Annotated in this window: 13 protein-coding genes; 7 read left to right on the top strand and 6 right to left on the bottom strand. The window is 61.5% G+C overall.

Annotated features, from left to right (window positions below):
• Nucleotides 1–41: 41 nt before the first annotated feature.
• Both YY7_RS51995 and YY7_RS64415 read right to left on the bottom strand, forming a co-directional pair.
• Complete coding sequence (locus YY7_RS51995) at nucleotides 42–2672, bottom strand: DUF2235 domain-containing protein (RefSeq protein ID WP_080663746.1); 2631 nt, start codon at nucleotides 2670–2672, stop codon at nucleotides 42–44.
• Between the two features lie 90 nt (nucleotides 2673–2762).
• Nucleotides 2763–4451 carry a glycosyl hydrolase 108 family protein gene (locus tag YY7_RS64415; protein ID WP_051396777.1) on the bottom strand — a complete coding sequence of 563 codons (1689 nt, stop codon included), beginning with the start codon at nucleotides 4449–4451 and terminating at the stop codon, nucleotides 2763–2765.
• Between the two features lie 881 nt (nucleotides 4452–5332).
• On the opposite strand from YY7_RS64415, the gene YY7_RS0118030 reads away from it, so the two are divergent.
• Both YY7_RS0118030 and YY7_RS0118025 read left to right on the top strand, forming a co-directional pair.
• The gene (locus tag YY7_RS0118030) at nucleotides 5333–5947 is read left to right on the top strand and encodes a class I SAM-dependent methyltransferase (RefSeq protein WP_028164468.1); all 615 of its coding nucleotides are present in this window, start codon (nucleotides 5333–5335) and stop codon (nucleotides 5945–5947) included.
• 413 nt (nucleotides 5948–6360) lie between these two features.
• Nucleotides 6361–8340: a hypothetical protein gene (locus tag YY7_RS0118025; protein WP_028164467.1), complete on the top strand. Its 1980-nt coding sequence runs from the start codon at nucleotides 6361–6363 to the stop codon at nucleotides 8338–8340.
• A gap of 168 nt (nucleotides 8341–8508) precedes the next feature.
• Here the strand turns inward: YY7_RS0118025 and YY7_RS0118020 are convergent, their stop codons facing one another.
• Nucleotides 8509–8808 (bottom strand): hypothetical protein, encoded by a 300-nt coding sequence (locus YY7_RS0118020; RefSeq protein ID WP_028164466.1) that lies wholly within the window; start codon nucleotides 8806–8808, stop codon nucleotides 8509–8511.
• Nucleotides 8809–9055: 247 nt separating this feature from the next.
• Here YY7_RS0118020 and YY7_RS58145 point away from each other — a divergent pair, with 247 nt between their 5' ends.
• The 4 genes from YY7_RS58145 to YY7_RS0118005 all read left to right on the top strand — a co-directional run bounded on the left by YY7_RS58145 (nucleotide 9056) and on the right by YY7_RS0118005 (nucleotide 14316).
• Nucleotides 9056–9298 carry a DUF3551 domain-containing protein gene (locus tag YY7_RS58145; RefSeq protein ID WP_080663745.1) on the top strand — a complete coding sequence of 81 codons (243 nt, stop codon included), beginning with the start codon at nucleotides 9056–9058 and terminating at the stop codon, nucleotides 9296–9298.
• Between the two features lie 697 nt (nucleotides 9299–9995).
• The gene (locus tag YY7_RS0118015; protein ID WP_028164465.1) at nucleotides 9996–10694 is read left to right on the top strand and encodes a hypothetical protein; all 699 of its coding nucleotides are present in this window, start codon (nucleotides 9996–9998) and stop codon (nucleotides 10692–10694) included.
• A 3-nt stretch (nucleotides 10695–10697) separates the two neighbouring features.
• Nucleotides 10698–12509 carry a hypothetical protein gene (locus YY7_RS0118010; protein ID WP_028164464.1) on the top strand — a complete coding sequence of 604 codons (1812 nt, stop codon included), beginning with the start codon at nucleotides 10698–10700 and terminating at the stop codon, nucleotides 12507–12509.
• 124 nt (nucleotides 12510–12633) lie between these two features.
• Nucleotides 12634–14316 (top strand): Na/Pi cotransporter family protein, encoded by a 1683-nt coding sequence (locus tag YY7_RS0118005; protein WP_028164463.1) that lies wholly within the window; start codon nucleotides 12634–12636, stop codon nucleotides 14314–14316.
• Between the two features lie 35 nt (nucleotides 14317–14351).
• Here the strand turns inward: YY7_RS0118005 and YY7_RS51985 are convergent, their stop codons facing one another.
• Together YY7_RS51985 and YY7_RS0117995 are read right to left on the bottom strand one after the other, a co-directional pair.
• Nucleotides 14352–15485 carry an AI-2E family transporter gene (locus YY7_RS51985; RefSeq protein ID WP_245287308.1) on the bottom strand — a complete coding sequence of 378 codons (1134 nt, stop codon included), beginning with the start codon at nucleotides 15483–15485 and terminating at the stop codon, nucleotides 14352–14354.
• Nucleotides 15486–15679: 194 nt separating this feature from the next.
• Nucleotides 15680–15946 (bottom strand): GlsB/YeaQ/YmgE family stress response membrane protein, encoded by a 267-nt coding sequence (locus YY7_RS0117995; protein ID WP_028164462.1) that lies wholly within the window; start codon nucleotides 15944–15946, stop codon nucleotides 15680–15682.
• 376 nt (nucleotides 15947–16322) lie between these two features.
• Between YY7_RS0117995 and YY7_RS0117990 the strand changes: the two genes are divergently transcribed.
• Entirely contained in the window at nucleotides 16323–16628 is a 306-nt protein-coding gene (locus YY7_RS0117990; protein WP_028164461.1) for a hypothetical protein, read from the top strand.
• Between the two features lie 22 nt (nucleotides 16629–16650).
• On the opposite strand, the gene YY7_RS0117985 is transcribed toward YY7_RS0117990, so the two are convergent.
• Nucleotides 16651–17730 (bottom strand): cytochrome P450, encoded by a 1080-nt coding sequence (locus tag YY7_RS0117985; RefSeq protein WP_245287307.1) that lies wholly within the window; start codon nucleotides 17728–17730, stop codon nucleotides 16651–16653.
• Nucleotides 17731–17746 lie beyond the last annotated feature (16 nt).

The following is a 17746-nucleotide window of genomic DNA, read 5'->3' as shown; positions in this document are numbered from 1 at the left end:
GTGCAAACCTGCGTTTCGCCGGCGAAGACCCTTCCGCATCGTTATTTGTCGGGCGGTGGCAACGGCACGCGTTGCAGCTTCACCTCCGCCGTGCCGCTGTTGTTGCCGTAGAAGAGATTGAATGGCCCCAGGAACGGAAACACCTGGACGGCGTCGTTGACATAGAGGAACAACTCGCCGGATTCGGGCGCCACGAAGTCCGCCACCATCAGGTCCGCTAATCCCTGCGTGCGCCAGACCTCGTGCGCGGCCTGCAGCAAGGCCTGCGGAATCGGCTCGAAAGTTCCGAGCTTCGCGAGGGTGCGCCCCGACTCGTTGTTTTCATCCTTGAACGGCAGCACCTCGTCAAGCCGGATGGGCAGCGTCCTCTTCTCTGCCGCATTGCTGGTGCGCGGGAGGTCATCGGCCGGCACTCCATTGATGGCCTGTAGCGGCAGGTCGTCCGATCCTTCATCGCCGATACGTGCCACCGGCTGGAGCCAGTCCGCGCGGTACAGGCGGCGGATCGGCAGCGCCGAGAGATGACGAAACTCATCGTACCTGAATCCGGTCACACCGGACATGATGGTGCGGTCGAACCACGGATCGCGCGCCTTGATCCAGATGCGATATCGGCGGCCCTTTTCGACCCTAAGCCCGCTCGCCCAGCAGGGATTGCTGATGTCGAACAGCGCGCTCGCGGTCGCTACCTGTTCGCCGACGGAAGCAGGTTTTGCCGTGCCGTCACAAAGCCCGCCGGTACCCACGCGCCAGTTGAAGTAACTGCGGCCGACCGCGAGCAGGGCGATGCTGAAGATAATCAGCAGGAACATGCCCGGGAATATCCCCTTGGTGAACAGCGTACGCACTGGCCCGGCATGCAGCCGCATGAAGCGGCCGATCTTCAGAAGCGGGCTGGCCTTGCCGACGTTCGGCACCGCGCGGTTCGGGTGATCCCATGCCAGCCGCGCGCGCTCCTGAATGCGGTCGCGCAATGACGCGTTCCAGTGCCATGCCGCAAGCACGAGTAGGACCAAGACGGTCGTCGCGAACGGGTAATAGATCGCGATGTTGAGCCAAGGTGCGACATAGGATGGCAGGAAGCCGCTGAGGAGTTTCGCGGTCGATCCGACTACGGCGCCGACGCCATCGTCTATCCAGCGGATGGCCGCGAGCGGAGTGGTGCCGCCGACGCTGACCGCGTCGAACGGCTTCGACAGCATCCCGACAGTCGAGCGTGCCACCCATGGCCAGGTGGCAAGCAGGGCAAGTCCGCCAAGCAGCGAGAAATACGCCACCCGTCGCCACCACACCGTGTCGAGCGCCTGGTCGGCTATCTCCGCATTGGGCGGGGGCATCGTCTCGAATGCGTCCGCGGCAATTTTTACCTGGCCGTTGTGCGCTCGCGCGGTTCTTTCGTAAGCCGATTTCATCGCCTCCCCCGTCTTGGGCGCCGTGAGCGGCTGCGCCTTACCGTTCGTCAGCACCTTGGCGCTGGCAGGCAGCGTCACCGGCGCGTAGTCGTCGCAGCCGTGCAGCATGCGCTCGACGACGCCGAAATGTATGACCGGTGGACCACCGTCGGCTTTCGTTTCGGTGATCGGACGCGGGCCGTAGCGATACATCACCGCGGCGCCGCTGCGCGAATCGTGGATCGGCCCGATCGCCGACTGGTAAGCCCTGAAATGTTCGATCCGGCCCGGCTGGAAACGCAGCCTGTGCTCGATCTGTTCGACCATCCACACGAGCGGCACAAAGGACAGCGTGCCGTCCGGATAGCCGCCGCCGACATCGGAATGCACGCCGGAGAACCACACCTCTCTGATCTGCTCGGCACTCGCCGGCGCGCTCTGGTCGAAGCGGATCGGATGGAAGGTTGCGCGCTCGTCATCCAGTGACAGCGCATGGCGCGCAAGCTTGACCTTGTCGGACAGTTTTCGGTTGCGGAACGAGATCGGCCAGATCGCCCAGTCGATCGCGGTGCGCAACTCCTCGACCGGGACGCCGAACGCCTCCACCGTGTCGAACAGGCCAAGGAATTCGATCTCCACGTTGGTGCGGCCATCCATCGCCTTGCGGACATCGTCATAGGATCGGTGCCGCATGATGCGATGGTAGATGCCTAGCGCGAGATCGCGAACCGCACGCGTGATCCAGATCGTCGGCAGAGTCTTCCGCCACGGCACAGTCTTGCGGCGATACTCGCGCCAAGCCGCCATGGCGTTGCGCTGCATCTCGGCGTGCGTCACGGTCTCGCCCCCGATCGCCGCCGGCACCAAGCCTTGCGAGGCGATCAGGGCCGCAAGCGTGCGTGCGGTGAAGGCGCCCCGGCTGAAGCCGAAAATGTAGATCTCGTCGCCCGGCTCCCAATTCCAGCATAGGAAGCGATAGAGCTTGCGGACGTTGGACGGCACGCCGATGCCGGTGGCGCCGTCGATCGCCGCCAGCGGTGCCCAGCCCGCGGTACCAACGCCCTTGATGTAATGGGCGACCTGGTCGGGCCTGGTACGGTCGAGCGCCTCATAGAGGCGCCACACGTTGGATTCCTGCTTTGTGAATGCGTTGCCGGTGCCGTCCGCGAACAGCACCAGTTTGCGCTTTGGCCGCGGCACGATCGTCGTTGCTTGCGTTGCGCTGCGCTCATTGCTCCCTCTCACGGGAGCAGCAGTTGCATCTTGATCGTTGCCGAGCATTTTTCGCTCCACGCTAAGGGCGCACGTGGCGGCGGTGCGGTGTGGCGCTTGACCGCCTGCCGCGGTCCCGGCTGCTCCCGCTTCACGCAGTCAAGCGGTCTTCGGCGCTTGCGCCTGGGCGGCGACCCTCCACTTGTCGAATTTGCCGAGCGCGCCCCACGCCGCGAGACCGAGCATGATCGGTTGCAGATAGGGGACCGCAACGCCAAGCGTGGAGAGGATACCCATGAGGCCACCCGCCGCTCCGGCGGCTCCGGACGTCGCCGCAGCAGGCGCCACCGCGCCAAGCAGCGCGGTCAGCACGCTGCCGATGATTCCAATCGCGCTCTTCTTGCCGTCGAGCAGATTGCCGATTGTCTGCCCGAGCGCGCCGTTGACCGGCGTCAGGGGCCTCGTGGTAGCGGCGCCCGGGGTGGTGGGGACCGGAGCAACGCCAAGGCCAAGTTGGCGCAGCACGTCGACGATCTGGCCGATCCGGGACAACGTGTCGTTCGCAGCCAGATGCGTGGTGCTGGCGATCGGCGGGTTTGGCTTCTGACCGAACAGTTCGAGCAACTCTTCGATCTTCGTGAGAACTTCGGCCACGTACGGCTGGGCCTTCGGCTGTTCCGACACCGTTGTTCCTCCGGTTGCGACGACTATGGGCTCGGCAGGGAGCGTGGCGATGAAACTCCGCATATCGTTGAGCCGGTTGAGCCAACCCTTGCCGAACACTGGAAATTCGGGAAGCGCTCGAAAATAGGCGTCCTCGATGTCGAGGAACACCTTGCAGAGCCGCGGCACCTCGACCACGCCTACCGCGCCGAGCGTCTCGGGGCCGATGATGCGGTCGACGCTCACCTGCGCGCCGCAACTCACGAGCGAGTTCTGCAGGAACTCGGCGGATCGCCCGGTGCCATGTAACACCGCGGCATTATAGACGGCCGCGGCGACCTGCAGCGGCAGGTCGTCGCCGCGCACCACGTCATAATAACGCGCCTTGAAGATGCGCCGGGCTTCGTCGCGGCTCAGTTGCTTGACGTCTTCCGCGGTCAGGCTGTCGTTCTGGCGCCAGGTCCGCAGCGTCGCGAGCGTGATCCCCATATTGGTCGGCCCGCCCCGGTCGCTGGGATGGTTGCTGTAGCCGCCTTCCCATTTCTCGATAAAAGGCTGAATTCGCGCGAAGTTGTTGGAAGTCATGACTGTGCTCGCAGAACTGGCGGGACGGTCGACGTCGGATGGCGCCGCTGTCGCCGTGACCGCGGCGCCCGGCGCGAGCGCGGGTCGCGAAACGGCCATCGGCGCAGGCGGCGGCTGCGGCGATCCACTCCATCCGGCAATGGCCGCTTCGAGATTTTCGGCCCAATCGGCGTCGCCGCCGGGCGGCAAATGTCCGGCGTGAAGGTTCTCGACGCGCAAGCCCGCCATTTGCAGGTGCGGGGTCTCGAAATTCAGCGGCTCCATTCCATGCGCGCGGCCGATTTTATGAAGCTGTTTCCACGCCACGGCGTTAGCGCGGCCGTCGCTCCAGTCCCAATTGCCATTGGTCTTGAGCACGAAATCGACTGCCAGCCCGTATTGGTGATACGACGTCCATGGCCGCGCATAGGTGACAATGTTGCCCGGCCGGGTGCGGCCTTGCGCATAGAGATAGGCCTGGCGTTGCGGCGACCGGAAGGCCTCAAAGATGTGGAAGTTGAAGCCTGCGCCGTTCAGTTCGTGCTGGATGGCTTGCACGCGTTCTCGAATGGCAGGGTGCAGAAAAGCAAGCTCGACGGATCGTCGGTCCTCACCGGCCATGAAATACTCCCAGCGAAAAAGAATAAATTACAAGGCAAGCTGGAATTACAGAGCACTCGCTGTCGCTGTACAAAAGCGGAATAAATCCTTGTACTAGAATTGCTCATTGACAAGTGACGTGGCTCACATGCCTGCGGAGCGTGTCAATTTGTCACGGCTTCGTAGACGAGACAGCCGACAAGGCGGTCGCGGCGCTCACCTTGGCGCTCTCGGGCTCGATCGCAAAGGCCGAGCCGGCGGCACAGGGGCGCAGCGCTGGCAAGACATTCGGCGACAGGGGGGCAATGGATCATGCGCGTGCATGCCATGAGCCCCTGTCATCCGGACTTGGCGGCGGCCGGATGGCGATTAGCGCGAAATCCAAAAACTTTCCGTGTTCACAATCGGCGGAAAGAGTCTGCGCGCTTGTCCTTATCCAACGACCAATGGTTCTAATGTCATTGTAATAGCGGGCGTAGGATCGCAGGATCCGGCGGAGATGTGCCTCGCCCAAGACAATGATGTGGTCGATACACTCACGCCGGATTGATCCGATCAGCCGTTCGGCACGCCATTCTCCCACGGCGAGACTGGGGTGGTCGGCTTTGTCCCGGATGCCGCTCGAGACATTCAGTGGCTAATTATAGCGTGTACATAACCCCGCCGCGCAGTCAGGGCGCGTCGCCGCCTTCACGGCACCGGCTTTGCCCTACTCCGGATTTTTGCCCTCCTGGGACATTCCTGGCAGCAGCTAAAAGTTCGGCTTCCGCTTGTAAGGCTGACCACCTGGGCGCCCGATCCACTGGATTGTCCTGCAACCGGCGATCGGCGCCTATTGCGTCGCCGCAAATCCGTTACGTGAGTCCCAGCACAGAGTCTGAAGAACTTCCCACTTCCTATGCATGAGTGACCTCGCCAGCCAGATTATCCCTCACTACGAAAAGCACGCAGCAGCGTGGGACCGCGACCGTCGGAACGCCTGTTGGAACGACAAGGTCTGGCACGACCGTTTCATCGGCCGACTAGCCAAGGACGCCACGGTGCTTGATCTCGGCTGCGGTCCAGGGCAACCGGTTGCGCAGCAGATGATTGAACGAGGACTGCGCGTGACCGGCGTCGATTCCTCACCGACGATGATCTCGTTCTGCCGTGATCGCCTGCCCGATCAAGAATGGATTGTTGCGGATATGCGGCGATTGTCGCTCGGTCGGCGGTTCGACGGCATTCTCGCGTGGGACAGCTTCTTTCATCTTAATCACGACGACCAGCGAAGAATGTTTGCGGTTTTTGCCGACCACGCCTCTGTCGGAACGATATTGATGTTCAATACCGGACCGCAGCACTGTGAGAGCGTCGGCGAATACAGGGGCGATCCGCTGTATCACGCGAGCCTATCACCTGCCGAATACGAGATGTTTACCGCGCGTTTTGGGTTCGGCGTGCTGGAACACGCGACGAACGATGCGCAGGCGGGCGGACGAACGGTGTACCTCTGTCAACGGAATGACTTCGGGTAATGTCGCCTGCTGGGCCCCTGAGCTGAACCGCGCTTCCGCTTTCATCATGTCGGCTGTCAGAACCAGGGCGGATGTCGCCGTGCGCCTGCCCCGACCGCCGCTTCTGAACCCAAAGGGACATCCTGCATTGGTCAGCATCACTGACCTCTGCGTGGCGGCGCGGCAACAACCACTTCACAAAATCGCGCCGTGCCGGTTTTCGCCATATCTACGGCGTTTCGCGTGACAATCGTGGTCCTCGGTTATTCGCATGCTCGGCTTCTGCTTTGAAAAACTACGCCGGCTGGAGTGGCAACTGACCTCGGCCGGGACAGTGAAGGCGCGTGAAGGTAGCGGCGGCTGAGCCATGGACGTCCGAGTGGGGATCGGCAGGACCGAATGTGGTTCCGGCCTCCTCCAGAAAGGTTGTCAAAATGCATCTCGCCAGCCGGTTTGCTGCTGCAACAGCCGCGTTCATTTTCGCAACAGTTGGATCGCCGGCCCACGCGGCGTCGGGCCCGTGCGGGGAGATGGCCGGGATATCGGTCTTGCCCTCGCCGTTCGCTCCTTGGAAGGGGGCGCCGCTGCGCGTCATGATCGTCAGCGAAAAGCCGCTCGAGGGTGTGATGGCGCTGGTCGCGCCCGATGGAAGCGTCGCGGCCAAATCGTCTGATCGGCACGGCGGTGCGCCATACTCCTGGTTTGCCGAGGTCGCCGCGCCGGCCGCGGGGACGTGGCACGCCACGCTCGCGCTCGACCACCCGACGGCGGATTGCAGCACGATCACACACGATATCTCCGTGAGCGCGCGCAAGCCGGACCCTGTGGCTATTCCGGCCGGCCGCTTCTGGAAGGTGCGCAACAGCTGGAATCACGAGACGGAAGCCTTGTTCTCGGCGTGGATCGAGAAACTGTTCGACGCGCCGCCCGATCAGGATCTGTCCTGGAAAGCCTGGCATGAAGTCCTGCGCGATCGGTCACGCAACTTCCTGTTCAACTATCTTGGTCGCGGCGAAGACAACGTGAAGACCGGCCTTCGCCCCGACTGCGCCGACTTCGTGTACTTCCTGCGCGCCTATTTTGCCTACAAGGTCGGGCTGCCGTTCGGCTATTCCAACTGCTCACGCGGCACCGGCGGCAGGGCGCCCAAATGCTACCAGTGGTTCGACATGGAGCATCCGGAGATGACACGTCCGCCGGCGCCGCCCGAGCAGGAGATCGCGCCGGCGACGATCGCCGACGCCACACTGCCTGGGCAAACGCCGAGGATCCTGAACATGTTCGGCGGCGCCCCGTCGGCCCAGACACCAGCTCCCGTTGCGGCTCCGCCGAAGCCGCAGCCAAAGCCGCCGACGACGTTCAGTGAATATCTGCGGGACGTCGGCGACGTCGTGCATACGGGCGCCGTGCGGGTCGCCGCGAGCGACGAAAACACCGATTTCTACACCGTTCCGCTGGCGCAAGAGACGCTCCGCCCGGGCACGGTGTACGCCGATCCCTATGGACACGTGTTGATGCTCGTTCATCGCGTGCCGGAGATGGACGGCAAGCCGGGCGTCTTCCTCGCCGTCGATGCCGAGCCGGACGGGTCGATCACGCGAAAGCGCTTCTGGCGTGGCAATTTCCTGTTCGTGCACGATCCCGCGCTCGGCAGCCCGGGTTTCAAGCACTTCCGGCCGATCGCGCGCGACAAAGGCGGTTCGTTGCGGCGGTTGGCCAACGCCGAAATCACCAGCAATCCGCAGTACGCCGATTTTTCGCTCGATCAGTCAAAGATGAGTGCCGACGACTTTTACGATCGCATGGATGACGTGATGTCGCCCGAGCCGCTCGATCCCGTGAAAGCGATGACGGACGCCATCGCGAGTTTGAACGAGCAGGTGAAGACGCGTGTGACCTCGGTCGAAAACGGACGAAAATATCAGGAGAAGCAGGCTGGCGACGTGGCCATGCCTAACGGCCCCTCGATCTTCGAGACGTCAGGAGCCTGGGAGGATTACTCCACACCGGCGCGCGATTTCCGCCTGTTGATCGCGATGGACGTCGTGCGGGGCTATCCTGATCGCGTCGTGCGGCGGGGGGCGCGCTACGCGATGCCGAACGGCAGGGACATCGCGGATGTGAAGAACGAGCTGCAAGGGGTGCTAGCGTCCGAACTCGCCTCGCGAAAAATATCCTACACCCGCAGCGACGGCTCGCAGTGGACGCTGTCGCTCAAGGAGGTCCTCGATCGGGCCCCGAGCTTCGAGATGGCCTATAACCCGAACGACTGCGTCGAGGTGAGGTGGGGCGCGCCTGACAACAGCGAGGAGGCATCCACGTGCAAGCGGCATGCGCCGCAGGCACAGCGCGCAAAGATGTCGTCGGAATATCGCAACTGGTTCCGCGAGCGGCACTGGCCGACGCACACCTGAATCGCGGTACAGGGCATATCAAGGCCAACCGCTTTCGTGGCGCAAGCAGAACGCAAGACCCGCGCTTGTATCCCTACACCGAAGAAGGTTTTTTGGTTACTTCATGAGTCCCGGCACATGTCGTGCTGGGACTCATGACAAACGCACGTGTCACGTTTTCCGCCTTCACTAATCTCGACCATAGACGCACTTGGCCATCGACCGCAGCGGAACGCCGAACCTGTTGTGAAGGTCATACTCTACGAACGCCTCGAGGCGGCTGTGCGGCTGCTGCGGAGGCCAGGCAAAATAGGGCGTGAAGAAGACCGGCTGCTGCCATTCGATGAGGTTGACCCGGCGATACGCCGAGGGCGGCAGCATCCGCTGTTTCACCGCCCGCTCGCACCAATGACCGAACGTGGATGCCTGTGCGCCGCAAGCCGGGGCAAGCGAAAGCACCAATGCTGCGAGCGCTGACGTGGCCTTCATTTGACTGCTCCTCGTGAGCATGACAACGCAGGAGATTGCGCCAGTCTTTCATGGACGTCTACCAAGATGTCGTGGCGGCTGTATCGCACCAGTCTGCAATCACCTTGGCCGCCGGTCCACAAAAAGGCTGTAACGCATCTGCGCAGTTAATCTCGAAAATTTTAATCCAGTGATGTGAGCCAGTTCACGTCGAACCCACACGTTTGGTCCCAGCGTCGCGTGGGGCACTTCAACGTGGGAGAGAAAGATGCGTAGCTTCCTTCTTGCTCTCGCGACGTCCGCGACCGTCCTCGCAACTGGCGTAACCCCGGTCGCAGCTAGCGAGTACCGGTATTGCCTCCAAGGCGAAGAGTTTGCCGGCACCGGCGATTGTAGCTTCACCAACTACCAGCAATGTCAGGCTACCGCATCAGGCCGCATGGCCTATTGCGCTGCCAATCCCGACTTTGCGACCGTCCCGACAATTCGTGTCAGGCCGCACCACCGCTGACGCCGCATGCGTCGCAAGCAAATCAGATGGCTTGGTCCGCTGTGCATCATAAGGCGAGATCGATCATGTGATCGCAGCGGCCAAGTCTGGTATTGGGCCGGTAGCCGACGTGCTGGTAGGCAGCCCGAATGTGCAGGCAACCGGGACGAACCCGGCTCGGTGAAGACAACCACTCATCCAATGGTTGTCGCTTCTGGCTCCGCCCACTGCTGTGGTGCCCGCCACAATACGGGGATCCACCCTTTGACGGCCGGATGTCAGGAAGCGACTGTCGGGCAAGCTGGACCAGGCAAGCGCTCCGCAGGTGTGCCTAATGTTGCAGTTTCGCGACGAGCCCAGCTGCGATCTCAGCTGCCGTCCCATCAGGACGACTTCTTCGGGAGCCCACGGTGTCGCAGGCCAACACCGTCGCCTCGTGATCGCCTGCGATGGCATCTCGGCGGCGCCGCACCGTTCGGATGAATCATGCTCATCCTAGATGCTCTTTTGAGTCCCACGCGACCGTTTCATGTGTCGCACCGGCTGCGGAATCATTGAGGTTTTTTCGGCTTCCGGCGCTCCGGGACACGAAGTTTCGATAGATCCGGGAATGGATACTGCAAGTGCAAACAACTTGTAGTAGTCTCATGCTACCTGAAAACTCGCGCTAGCTGGATTCGAGTACGGCACAGCACCAAGAATTGGGAGCCTCGCGATCATGGCTGAACCGTTAAGGACTCTGCTTGAAGCTCTATCCGCGGAGCCAGGGTCGAAGAACTTTTCCGGTGAAATCCGCTCTGCCGAGGACCTTTTGAGTTCAGAAGCGCTGGCGAAGCTGGAAGCGCGTCACGCCGGCATTTTCGCGATCGTTTTGGTGGACGAGAAGATCGATGTCTCGGTATTTCAATACTTGAAGAGCAATTCCATCGCCAACGACACCGGACCAAATGTCTTCGCCCTTTACGAAGGGACGCCTAAGTCCCGCGTCGTTCGCGACATCAAAATCGATGGACTAGGAGCAATTCGCACCGAGAGTCCGGTTGTTGCTTTCGCACGAAGCCTTTTTCCCAACAATCAAATCATCTTTCCCGGCGTGGTGATTGCTGAGCGCCTTACGGGCAAGGAGGCCGTGTTCGTCCCGCTCAATTCCGGGGTACAGGCTGATGCGGCCGACCGTCTCAGAAAACTCTGGGGCCTCATCAATGACTCCTGGAAAGGCCGCAGCAAGGACAAGCCATTTACTCAGGCGTTAGGCGAACTCCTGGCCCTAAGAGGCATCCCCTATTCTCGAAGCGAAGGCATTTCGGTTCGGGAGCATCTCACAATCCTCCTTCGGGCGCTCTGGGACATACGCCGGGACCTGCTCGCATTGATTCCGGTTGTCGGAAAGGCATTCGGGAAGAAAGCGAAGGAATAAGCGATGGTGCAACTTCGCGGCTCGCCTATCCTGCACATAGCTCAGAGCCTCTTTGGGCAAATGAGGGCTTTCGGAATCCTCGCCAATCACTCCACAAGAGCATCTGAGGTTCTCAATTCGGCAATCCTTCCGCGACTGGCATTCCTCAAGATGCTGCTCGCAGCGTTGGATCACATTGATCCGGAAGCATCGCGCGAGCCGATCGCATCAGGTGATCCCATCATCTACAATACTTTGGACTGGCCGCCGACTGCCCCACCCGCTGGCGTGTTTGAACCGTCGGGAAACGTCCCGCTCGAACGGCACCTGAACTCATGGTACCTGAGTTGGAATCTTCAGTTGGGAGAAAGTCCGCAATCGGCGATGATTCTGAAGGTCGTCAGAGCCGCCCTGTGGCTCGTGAACAGCCCTGGCGGAATAGATGCGGCAATTCAATACGTCATCAACCTTCAGGTCAAAGGCGTGATCGTCGACCGGCTGGTGGCCATACAGGCGATGATCTTTTTACTCAAGGCTCGCCGCTGCGTTGACGATGACTCCGAACTGGCTGACTTCTTCCTCGAGAGCGCGCCGTCGACTGCGGCGGAATGGACGCGCGCGCAGTTCAAGGAATTCGATCTCGACAAACCCGCGGTTCGACCCGAGTTGACGGACGATCTTTCGCTGCTTCTCGACCTAGCGGAAAGTGAAATTGACCAAGTGTTGAGTGCCGATTCCTACGATGCGTGGTTGCTCGGGCAAATGGCCCTTCATCCAATGCTCAGCACCGTCGTTTCGGTCTTTCAGGAATTCCAGGTTCAGGACGAACTGCAGTTCGTTACGAAATTGACGCGCCTTGAAGAGATCAGGGCCGATGCAGGTGGATTCGGAAGGCTCTTTCGAATATGGAGTGGCCAATTCCTCACGTTCAAATATACGTCAGATTTCACGATGTGCGCGACCGCTTGCTGCCTTTTGAGCGGTAAGACGGCGGATTGGAAAGACCGCATGCTCGATGAACGGGCACTGGTGCCTACATGCCTGCAGCATCTCGTCACGGAATTCGGAATCAGAGAGCATCCCTTGCCGGATGGATGGGCGCGAATTTCAGAAGCTCTGGCTCCCATTGCTGGGCCAACGCTGCTTCACGACGACACTTATATGTATAGCCGCGTCGAGCTATTTCAGCCGAACGAGATCGAAAACGCTTCCGGCCTTGCAGAGTTCATGGAGTCTATCGGCTCTTCCGGAAATCTCGCGATGAAGAACGCGGTGATCCAGTTGCTCTGCAAGCAAGCTCCGTCGCTGAATGAGCAGATCACTTTCTCCGAAGGTTCGTCGGAAGAGACCGGCGATATTGAGCGTTTGGAGGCGATCTCTGCTCAGTACAATCAGAAGTATTCACAGGTGGGATCTGAGGATATGTCACGGGAGGCGGTCGATTTATTTCGCGCCGTCGGTAAATTTGATCCAGACGAAGCCGAGTCTGCGCTGCGCGATTTGTATCGCAGCATTTGCGCTGACGAGATCGACGACTTCATCAATCGGGCCTTCAAACAAGGCAAGGCCGGTTCGGCGCGCGAGTGCTTCGACAGATTGTGCTATCTATACCCTTACTTTCATCCCGGACAGGCAGAACGCGCCGTTCGCTTGGACGAAGATGGCCAAACTCATGCCGCCCTGAATTGCATGTTGAAGGCGATTGTCCTCGAGCCGCGGGAGGCGACGCGCTGGCACTCGCTCGGTGTTATCCTGAAAAAGTTAGGAAGAAACGACGATGCAATGCTGGCCTACGGTCTGGCCAAAATTGTTCACACCGAAGAAGGGAAGCGCTGAACCCCCTCCCGAGCGCCACAGCGAATAACCGGCCCCTCTCCCGACCTGCGCCGCAATGCGCGCCGGTTGAACATTGCGGGCCTTGACGGCTGCCTTCGTCCGGCAACTGCGCTAGAGTGCCCGCATGTCGATGGTGATCTCAACACTCGGCGGCGTCGGCCTCTTCCTGCTTGGCATGACCGTGATGACGGACGGCCTGAAGGCGCTGGCCGGGTCCGCCCTGCGCACGGTGCTAGCCAGGGCGGCGGCGACGCCGCTGCACGGCTCGTTCTGGGGCGCTATCGTCACGCTTCTGGTGCAGTCCTCCAGCGCAACGACCATGACGACGATCGGTCTCGTCAGCGCAGGTCTGCTCACGTTCCAGCAGGGGCTGGGCCTCGTCTTCGGGGCGAATGTCGGCACCACAGGGACCGGCTGGCTGGTCGCGCTCATCGGCGTCCGCGTCTCGCTCACGGCTGCGGCACTGCCGATGATCTTTGTTGGCGCGTTGACCAAGCTTCTGGCCCGCGGGCGAATATCCGGGATGGGCGCCGCCCTCGCCGGGTTCGGGCTTGTGCTTTTTGGGTTGACGACCCTGCAGCAGGGCATGGGCGGGCTCGCCGAACGATTGCACCCGGCGGACCTGCCTGCCGTTCTCGGCAATCCCGAGGCCGGGTGGTGGTCGGGCCTGTTCGGCGTGCTGGTGCTGGTCGTGGTCGGGCTGGTGATGACTGCGCTGATGCAGTCGTCAACGGCCGCCGTCGCGGTCACACTGTCCGCCTACTTCGCCGGCGCGGTCGGGCTGGACCAGGCCTGTGCGCTGATCATCGGCCAGAACATCGGAACAGCGACGAGTTCCGCCCTGGCCGCGATTGGCGCCAGCACCACCGCCAAGCGGCTGGCCATCGCTTATGTCCTTTTCAAGCTTATCGCCGCCGTTATCGCGCTGGCGCTTTTCCCCGTCGTCATCCCTCTGCTCGTGCGCGCCTCGAGCACCGTCGATGGCGTCACGCTGCTGGCCTTGTATCACACGGCATACAATGTTGTCGGCGTGGTGGTCCTGCTGCCGCTGATCAACTGGTTCACGCGACTGGTCGAGCGTATTCTGCCCGAGCGTGGCTCGCCGCTCACGCGGTGCCTCGACCCTTCCGCACTTGAGACCCCGATCGTGGCGGTGGAAGCGGTGCGGCGAACGATTGCACGCGCGCTCGTAACGGTATGCAGTTCGATCGAGGCGGCACTGGCCGGCCGTGCTGAACCAATCCGACTGGGGAAGGACACCGCATCGGTGCAGGATGCTGCAGACGCCTTGCGTCAGGCACAGATATTCCTGTCTGATGTGACCGGACCGCCTGAGAGCGACGACGAGCAACAGCGTCTCACGAGCACACTGCACGCACTCGACCATGCGTCTCGGCTGACGGAGATGGCGAATAGCGAAATCAATTTCGGTTCGGTGAGTGGCGGACCGGAGGACATCCGCGCCGGAGAGCTATGCGCAGAAGCGATGCGAAGCGCGGCCGCGATTGCGCGCGGGGTGGCGGCGCCAGCCCGCGCCGACGGATCGCCGCAGGTCACAGCCTCGCATGGCGACGTCATGGCCGGTCCGCGCGCGGTCTCCACTGACGAGGCCATGCCCGAGCTCGAGCGTTGCGCGACGCAACTTGGCGAAATGCTGCGCACCCACCGCAGCGCGACGCTGGGCGCGGTCGCCAATGGAACGCTGACCGCCGACGCGGCGCTCGTTCGCGTCGAAACGGTTCGAAGCCTCGAAGCGCTGTCGCGTCACGCCTGGCGCTCCGCAGCCCATCTCGTCGGTCGCGGCTAAACCCGAGCGATGGCCTCCGGCGGCTGGTCGCGCGCCTAGGGCTCAGTCTCCGTCGCTGTGGTGGCGCTCGAGGCATACAACGAGCTCGCATAGTAAGTGCGGAATGAAAACCGGGTCAGCACGCCAATGGCGGAAGCGAGCGGTACCGCGACCAACAGGCCCACGAACCCGAACAAATAGCCGAAGGCGAACAGCGCGAACATCACCCAAACCGGATTCAGATGCACACGACGGCCCACCAGATTTGGCGCCAGGACGTAGTCGGCCAGCGCTTGTCCGACAATGAAAATGGCCAACACGAGCCAAATCGGCTTCCAGTCCGGAGAGAATTGAGCAATCGCGATGCACACAGATACCACCAGGCCCGAAAGCGCACCGAGATACGGGATGAAGCTGATCAAGCCGGCCACGACGCCTACCAGGATCCCGTGCTCGAGACCGATCAGTTTCAATGCCGCTGCGTAGTACACCGCGAGCACGAGGCAGAGGAAGCTCTGCCCGCGGACAAATCCGCTGATCGTCTTATCGACCTCGCGTGCAAGCATCCGAACCGTTTCACGATGTGCCGGCGGAACCCAATTGTCGACCGTCGCAATCATTTTGTCCCAATCGTAGAGCAGGTAGCAGGCAACGATCGGCGTGACGATGCCAAGCGAGACTATCGAGATCAGAGCCCGTCCCCCGGACCACAGCGACCTGAGGATGGTATCGAACCAACTGGTAGCCATTCTCGTCAGCTCGCCGATCGAGCGTTCGGTGTGGTTCAGTCCCTCTCCGACGATCCTGCTTACCCACGGTCGGTCTGGATCGGTTGCCAACGTATGCACCCGTCGGACATAGAGCGGCAGGTGTTCTGCGAAATACCAGAGCTCACGGACGATGACGGGCACTGTCAGAACCATCGCGATGCTGATCAGCGTAACGACGAACGCGATAATGGCAAGCGTGGCCACCAGCCGGTTCACCCCCAGGCGCTCGATACGAGAAGCCAGGGGATTGAACAGATACGCAAGCGCCATGCCGGCGACGAATGGCAGCAGAACTTCGCGCAACAAGATCACGACCGCGGTGATTGCCGCGAAAGTCGCAATCCAAAACACGAGGGGCCGGGTGCGGCGGACGCCGATCGAGCCCATTGCGATTGGTCGTTTCGACAATTCGCCGGTCATGTGTTGAACACGGTCCGTTGGCGATTTCTTAAACTTGCACGTTTGGCCGACCGCTTACGTGCTTGCGATGGATCCGGATGGCAACCGGATCAGGCAGGACGTGGATATGGTCACGTAGCGCGGCATTCTCGGCCGATGGTCGTCTTGCAGCGCTGCCCGCACCGATAGGTCAGAGGCGCTGTCACTCCTCGACATCAGGTCGCGCGGCCTTGGCGGCCTGCGAACAGGCCGTAGACAAAGAGTACGACGACTGCGCCCACCACGCCACCAAGGAAACCTGCAGATTCACCGGGCTGATACCATCCAACGGACTGGCCCAGGTAAGTCGCGACGAATGCGCCGACGATCCCCAAGATGGTCGTCAGAATAAAGCCCTTCGGCTCCGTCTTGTCGCCAGGCATGATGAATTTGGCAATCACTCCAACGATAAAGCCAATGATGATCGTCCAAAGGATGCTCATCTCATTGCCCCTGTGTTGAAACCGCCGATCGACAAATCTGCATTCCGGCGGCCCCCACGCCAGTTTCTTTGATACAGATCAACGGACCGACTTCATTTTCCCAGCGACCGCCTCTTCGAGGAGATCGAGCAAAGCGCGCGCGGCCGACAGCAATCTCGCGATTGCATCAAATTTTAGAGATAGATCGAAGCGACTTTTCAAGGATTTGCGTTAGGTATCGGGTCATGAGCACCCCGACCTACACACTCTGCTCGCGAGCGCTGACGCTGCGGGCTGACTGAACCAACACGTAACTCCCTTCCCAATCCCGCGAAGCAATGGCCGCAGGCGTCCTCGTCTGCGAACGGCGGAACTTTGCCCGTGAACAGGACCGACGATGACCGTCTCTTACTTGAGCTTCCGCGTGCCCTACTCGGCCAACCGGGACTGCGTGATCGTCATCAAGCCCCAGAGGGAGGCTTATCAAGCAGTCTGCGTCGACGCAGCGACCAGGCGGACCATCGGCAGTCCATCTGTTCAGCGTGACTCCAGCGGCGCCCGGCCACAGGTCTCGCCCGCCGATGTCATCGGCCGGATCGGCAGCTATCGCCTGGCCTCCGCCGCTGTCGACCTGGAGGCGGACGAATTGGCCGACCGCAGCCGCCGGATCTCCAGCCAATTGCGCTCGCGCCGGCGTCTGTAGCGCAGGAATTTGCCGGACCGTCTTACGGCTTCCAGGAGAGCCGCATGGTGTCGGCGCGGCGGATTCCGAAATGGCCGCTGATTTTCGGCGGCACGTCCAGGCTGAGCTGCGGTATGCGGCCAGCGATTGCGCTGAGGCTTTCCTCCAATTCGGCGCGGGCAATCGCCTCGCCGATGCACCGATGCGCGCCATAGCCAAAGATCGGATGCAGCCGTGGCTGGTTGGTGCGATGAATATCGAAGATATCAGGGCGATCGTAGGTCATCTCGTCACGCATGGCCGACATGGTCGATAACGTAACAAGCCGGCCGGCCGGGATGACAGTCCCGCCAACATCGACATCCTCGCTTGTGACCCTCGCGGTCCCCCCGACGCTCGGCTCGAAGCGCATCGCCTCGGCGACCGCGCCTGAAACCAGATCCGGATCGCGACACACCTGCTCCCATTGCTCGCGATGCTGAAGCAGAAGAGCGACCTGTACTGCGATCGCGACCCTGGTGGTATCGGTGCCACCGACGATCAGTTGGAAAATCTGGTAAAGCATCTCCTCGGGGGACATTTCACCCCCTTCGGTCGCGGCAGCCAGGAACGCGGACAGAAAATCCCCTCGCGGGCTGCGGCGACGTTCATCGAGGACTTTGTCGACATACTCGCGTAGCCGCTGCCCTGCCTTTTCCACCTCGACGATTTCGTCCGGGCTCAGCCCGAGAAAGAAGACCTTGGACACCACATAGACCAGCAGCATAAACTCCGGGATGTCCTCGCGCGGGAGTCCCAAAAGATCGGCAATGATGCGGGCGGGCAGTTTGGCTGCGAACTCATCGAAGAAATTGACCTCGCCATCCCCGTACCACTCCTCGATGAGGTCCGAGGCCGCACGGCGAATGCTTGGACGCATCTCATTGATCGCGCGGGCAGCGAATAATCGTGAGAACGGCGCACGGCGGCGCCGATGGACATCGCCGTCGGCCGTCAGCATGCCATAGTCGAATGCATCGAATATCGTTCCATTGCTGAAGCCCTGCATCTCGGGAAAGCTCGTTCCGCTGGGAAGAAAGCGCGGATCCTTGCTCAGACGGTCAACATCGGAGAAGCGCAGCACGAAATATCCGCCGGTC

The sequence above is a fragment of the Bradyrhizobium elkanii WSM2783 genome (assembly GCF_000472865.1).
GTDB lineage: Bacteria > Pseudomonadota > Alphaproteobacteria > Rhizobiales > Xanthobacteraceae > Bradyrhizobium > Bradyrhizobium elkanii_A.
This window is presented reverse-complemented; position numbering and strand designations above follow the sequence as displayed.

Excerpts from the sequence above, each read along its gene's own strand:
- YY7_RS51995 (WP_080663746.1), bottom strand. The coding sequence starts at position 2,672 with ATGCTCGGCAACGATCAAGATGCAACTGCTGCTCCCGTGAGAGGGAGC.
- YY7_RS64415 (WP_051396777.1), bottom strand. The coding sequence starts at position 4,451 with ATGGCCGGTGAGGACCGACGATCCGTCGAGCTTGCTTTTCTGCACCCT.
- YY7_RS0118030 (WP_028164468.1), top strand. The coding sequence starts at position 5,333 with ATGAGTGACCTCGCCAGCCAGATTATCCCTCACTACGAAAAGCACGCA.
- YY7_RS0118025 (WP_028164467.1), top strand. The coding sequence starts at position 6,361 with ATGCATCTCGCCAGCCGGTTTGCTGCTGCAACAGCCGCGTTCATTTTC.
- YY7_RS0118020 (WP_028164466.1), bottom strand. The coding sequence starts at position 8,808 with ATGAAGGCCACGTCAGCGCTCGCAGCATTGGTGCTTTCGCTTGCCCCG.
- YY7_RS58145 (WP_080663745.1), top strand. The coding sequence starts at position 9,056 with ATGCGTAGCTTCCTTCTTGCTCTCGCGACGTCCGCGACCGTCCTCGCA.
- YY7_RS0118015 (WP_028164465.1), top strand. The coding sequence starts at position 9,996 with ATGGCTGAACCGTTAAGGACTCTGCTTGAAGCTCTATCCGCGGAGCCA.
- YY7_RS0118010 (WP_028164464.1), top strand. The coding sequence starts at position 10,698 with ATGGTGCAACTTCGCGGCTCGCCTATCCTGCACATAGCTCAGAGCCTC.
- YY7_RS0118005 (WP_028164463.1), top strand. The coding sequence starts at position 12,634 with ATGTCGATGGTGATCTCAACACTCGGCGGCGTCGGCCTCTTCCTGCTT.
- YY7_RS51985 (WP_245287308.1), bottom strand. The coding sequence starts at position 15,485 with ATGACCGGCGAATTGTCGAAACGACCAATCGCAATGGGCTCGATCGGC.
- YY7_RS0117995 (WP_028164462.1), bottom strand. The coding sequence starts at position 15,946 with ATGAGCATCCTTTGGACGATCATCATTGGCTTTATCGTTGGAGTGATT.
- YY7_RS0117990 (WP_028164461.1), top strand. The coding sequence starts at position 16,323 with ATGACCGTCTCTTACTTGAGCTTCCGCGTGCCCTACTCGGCCAACCGG.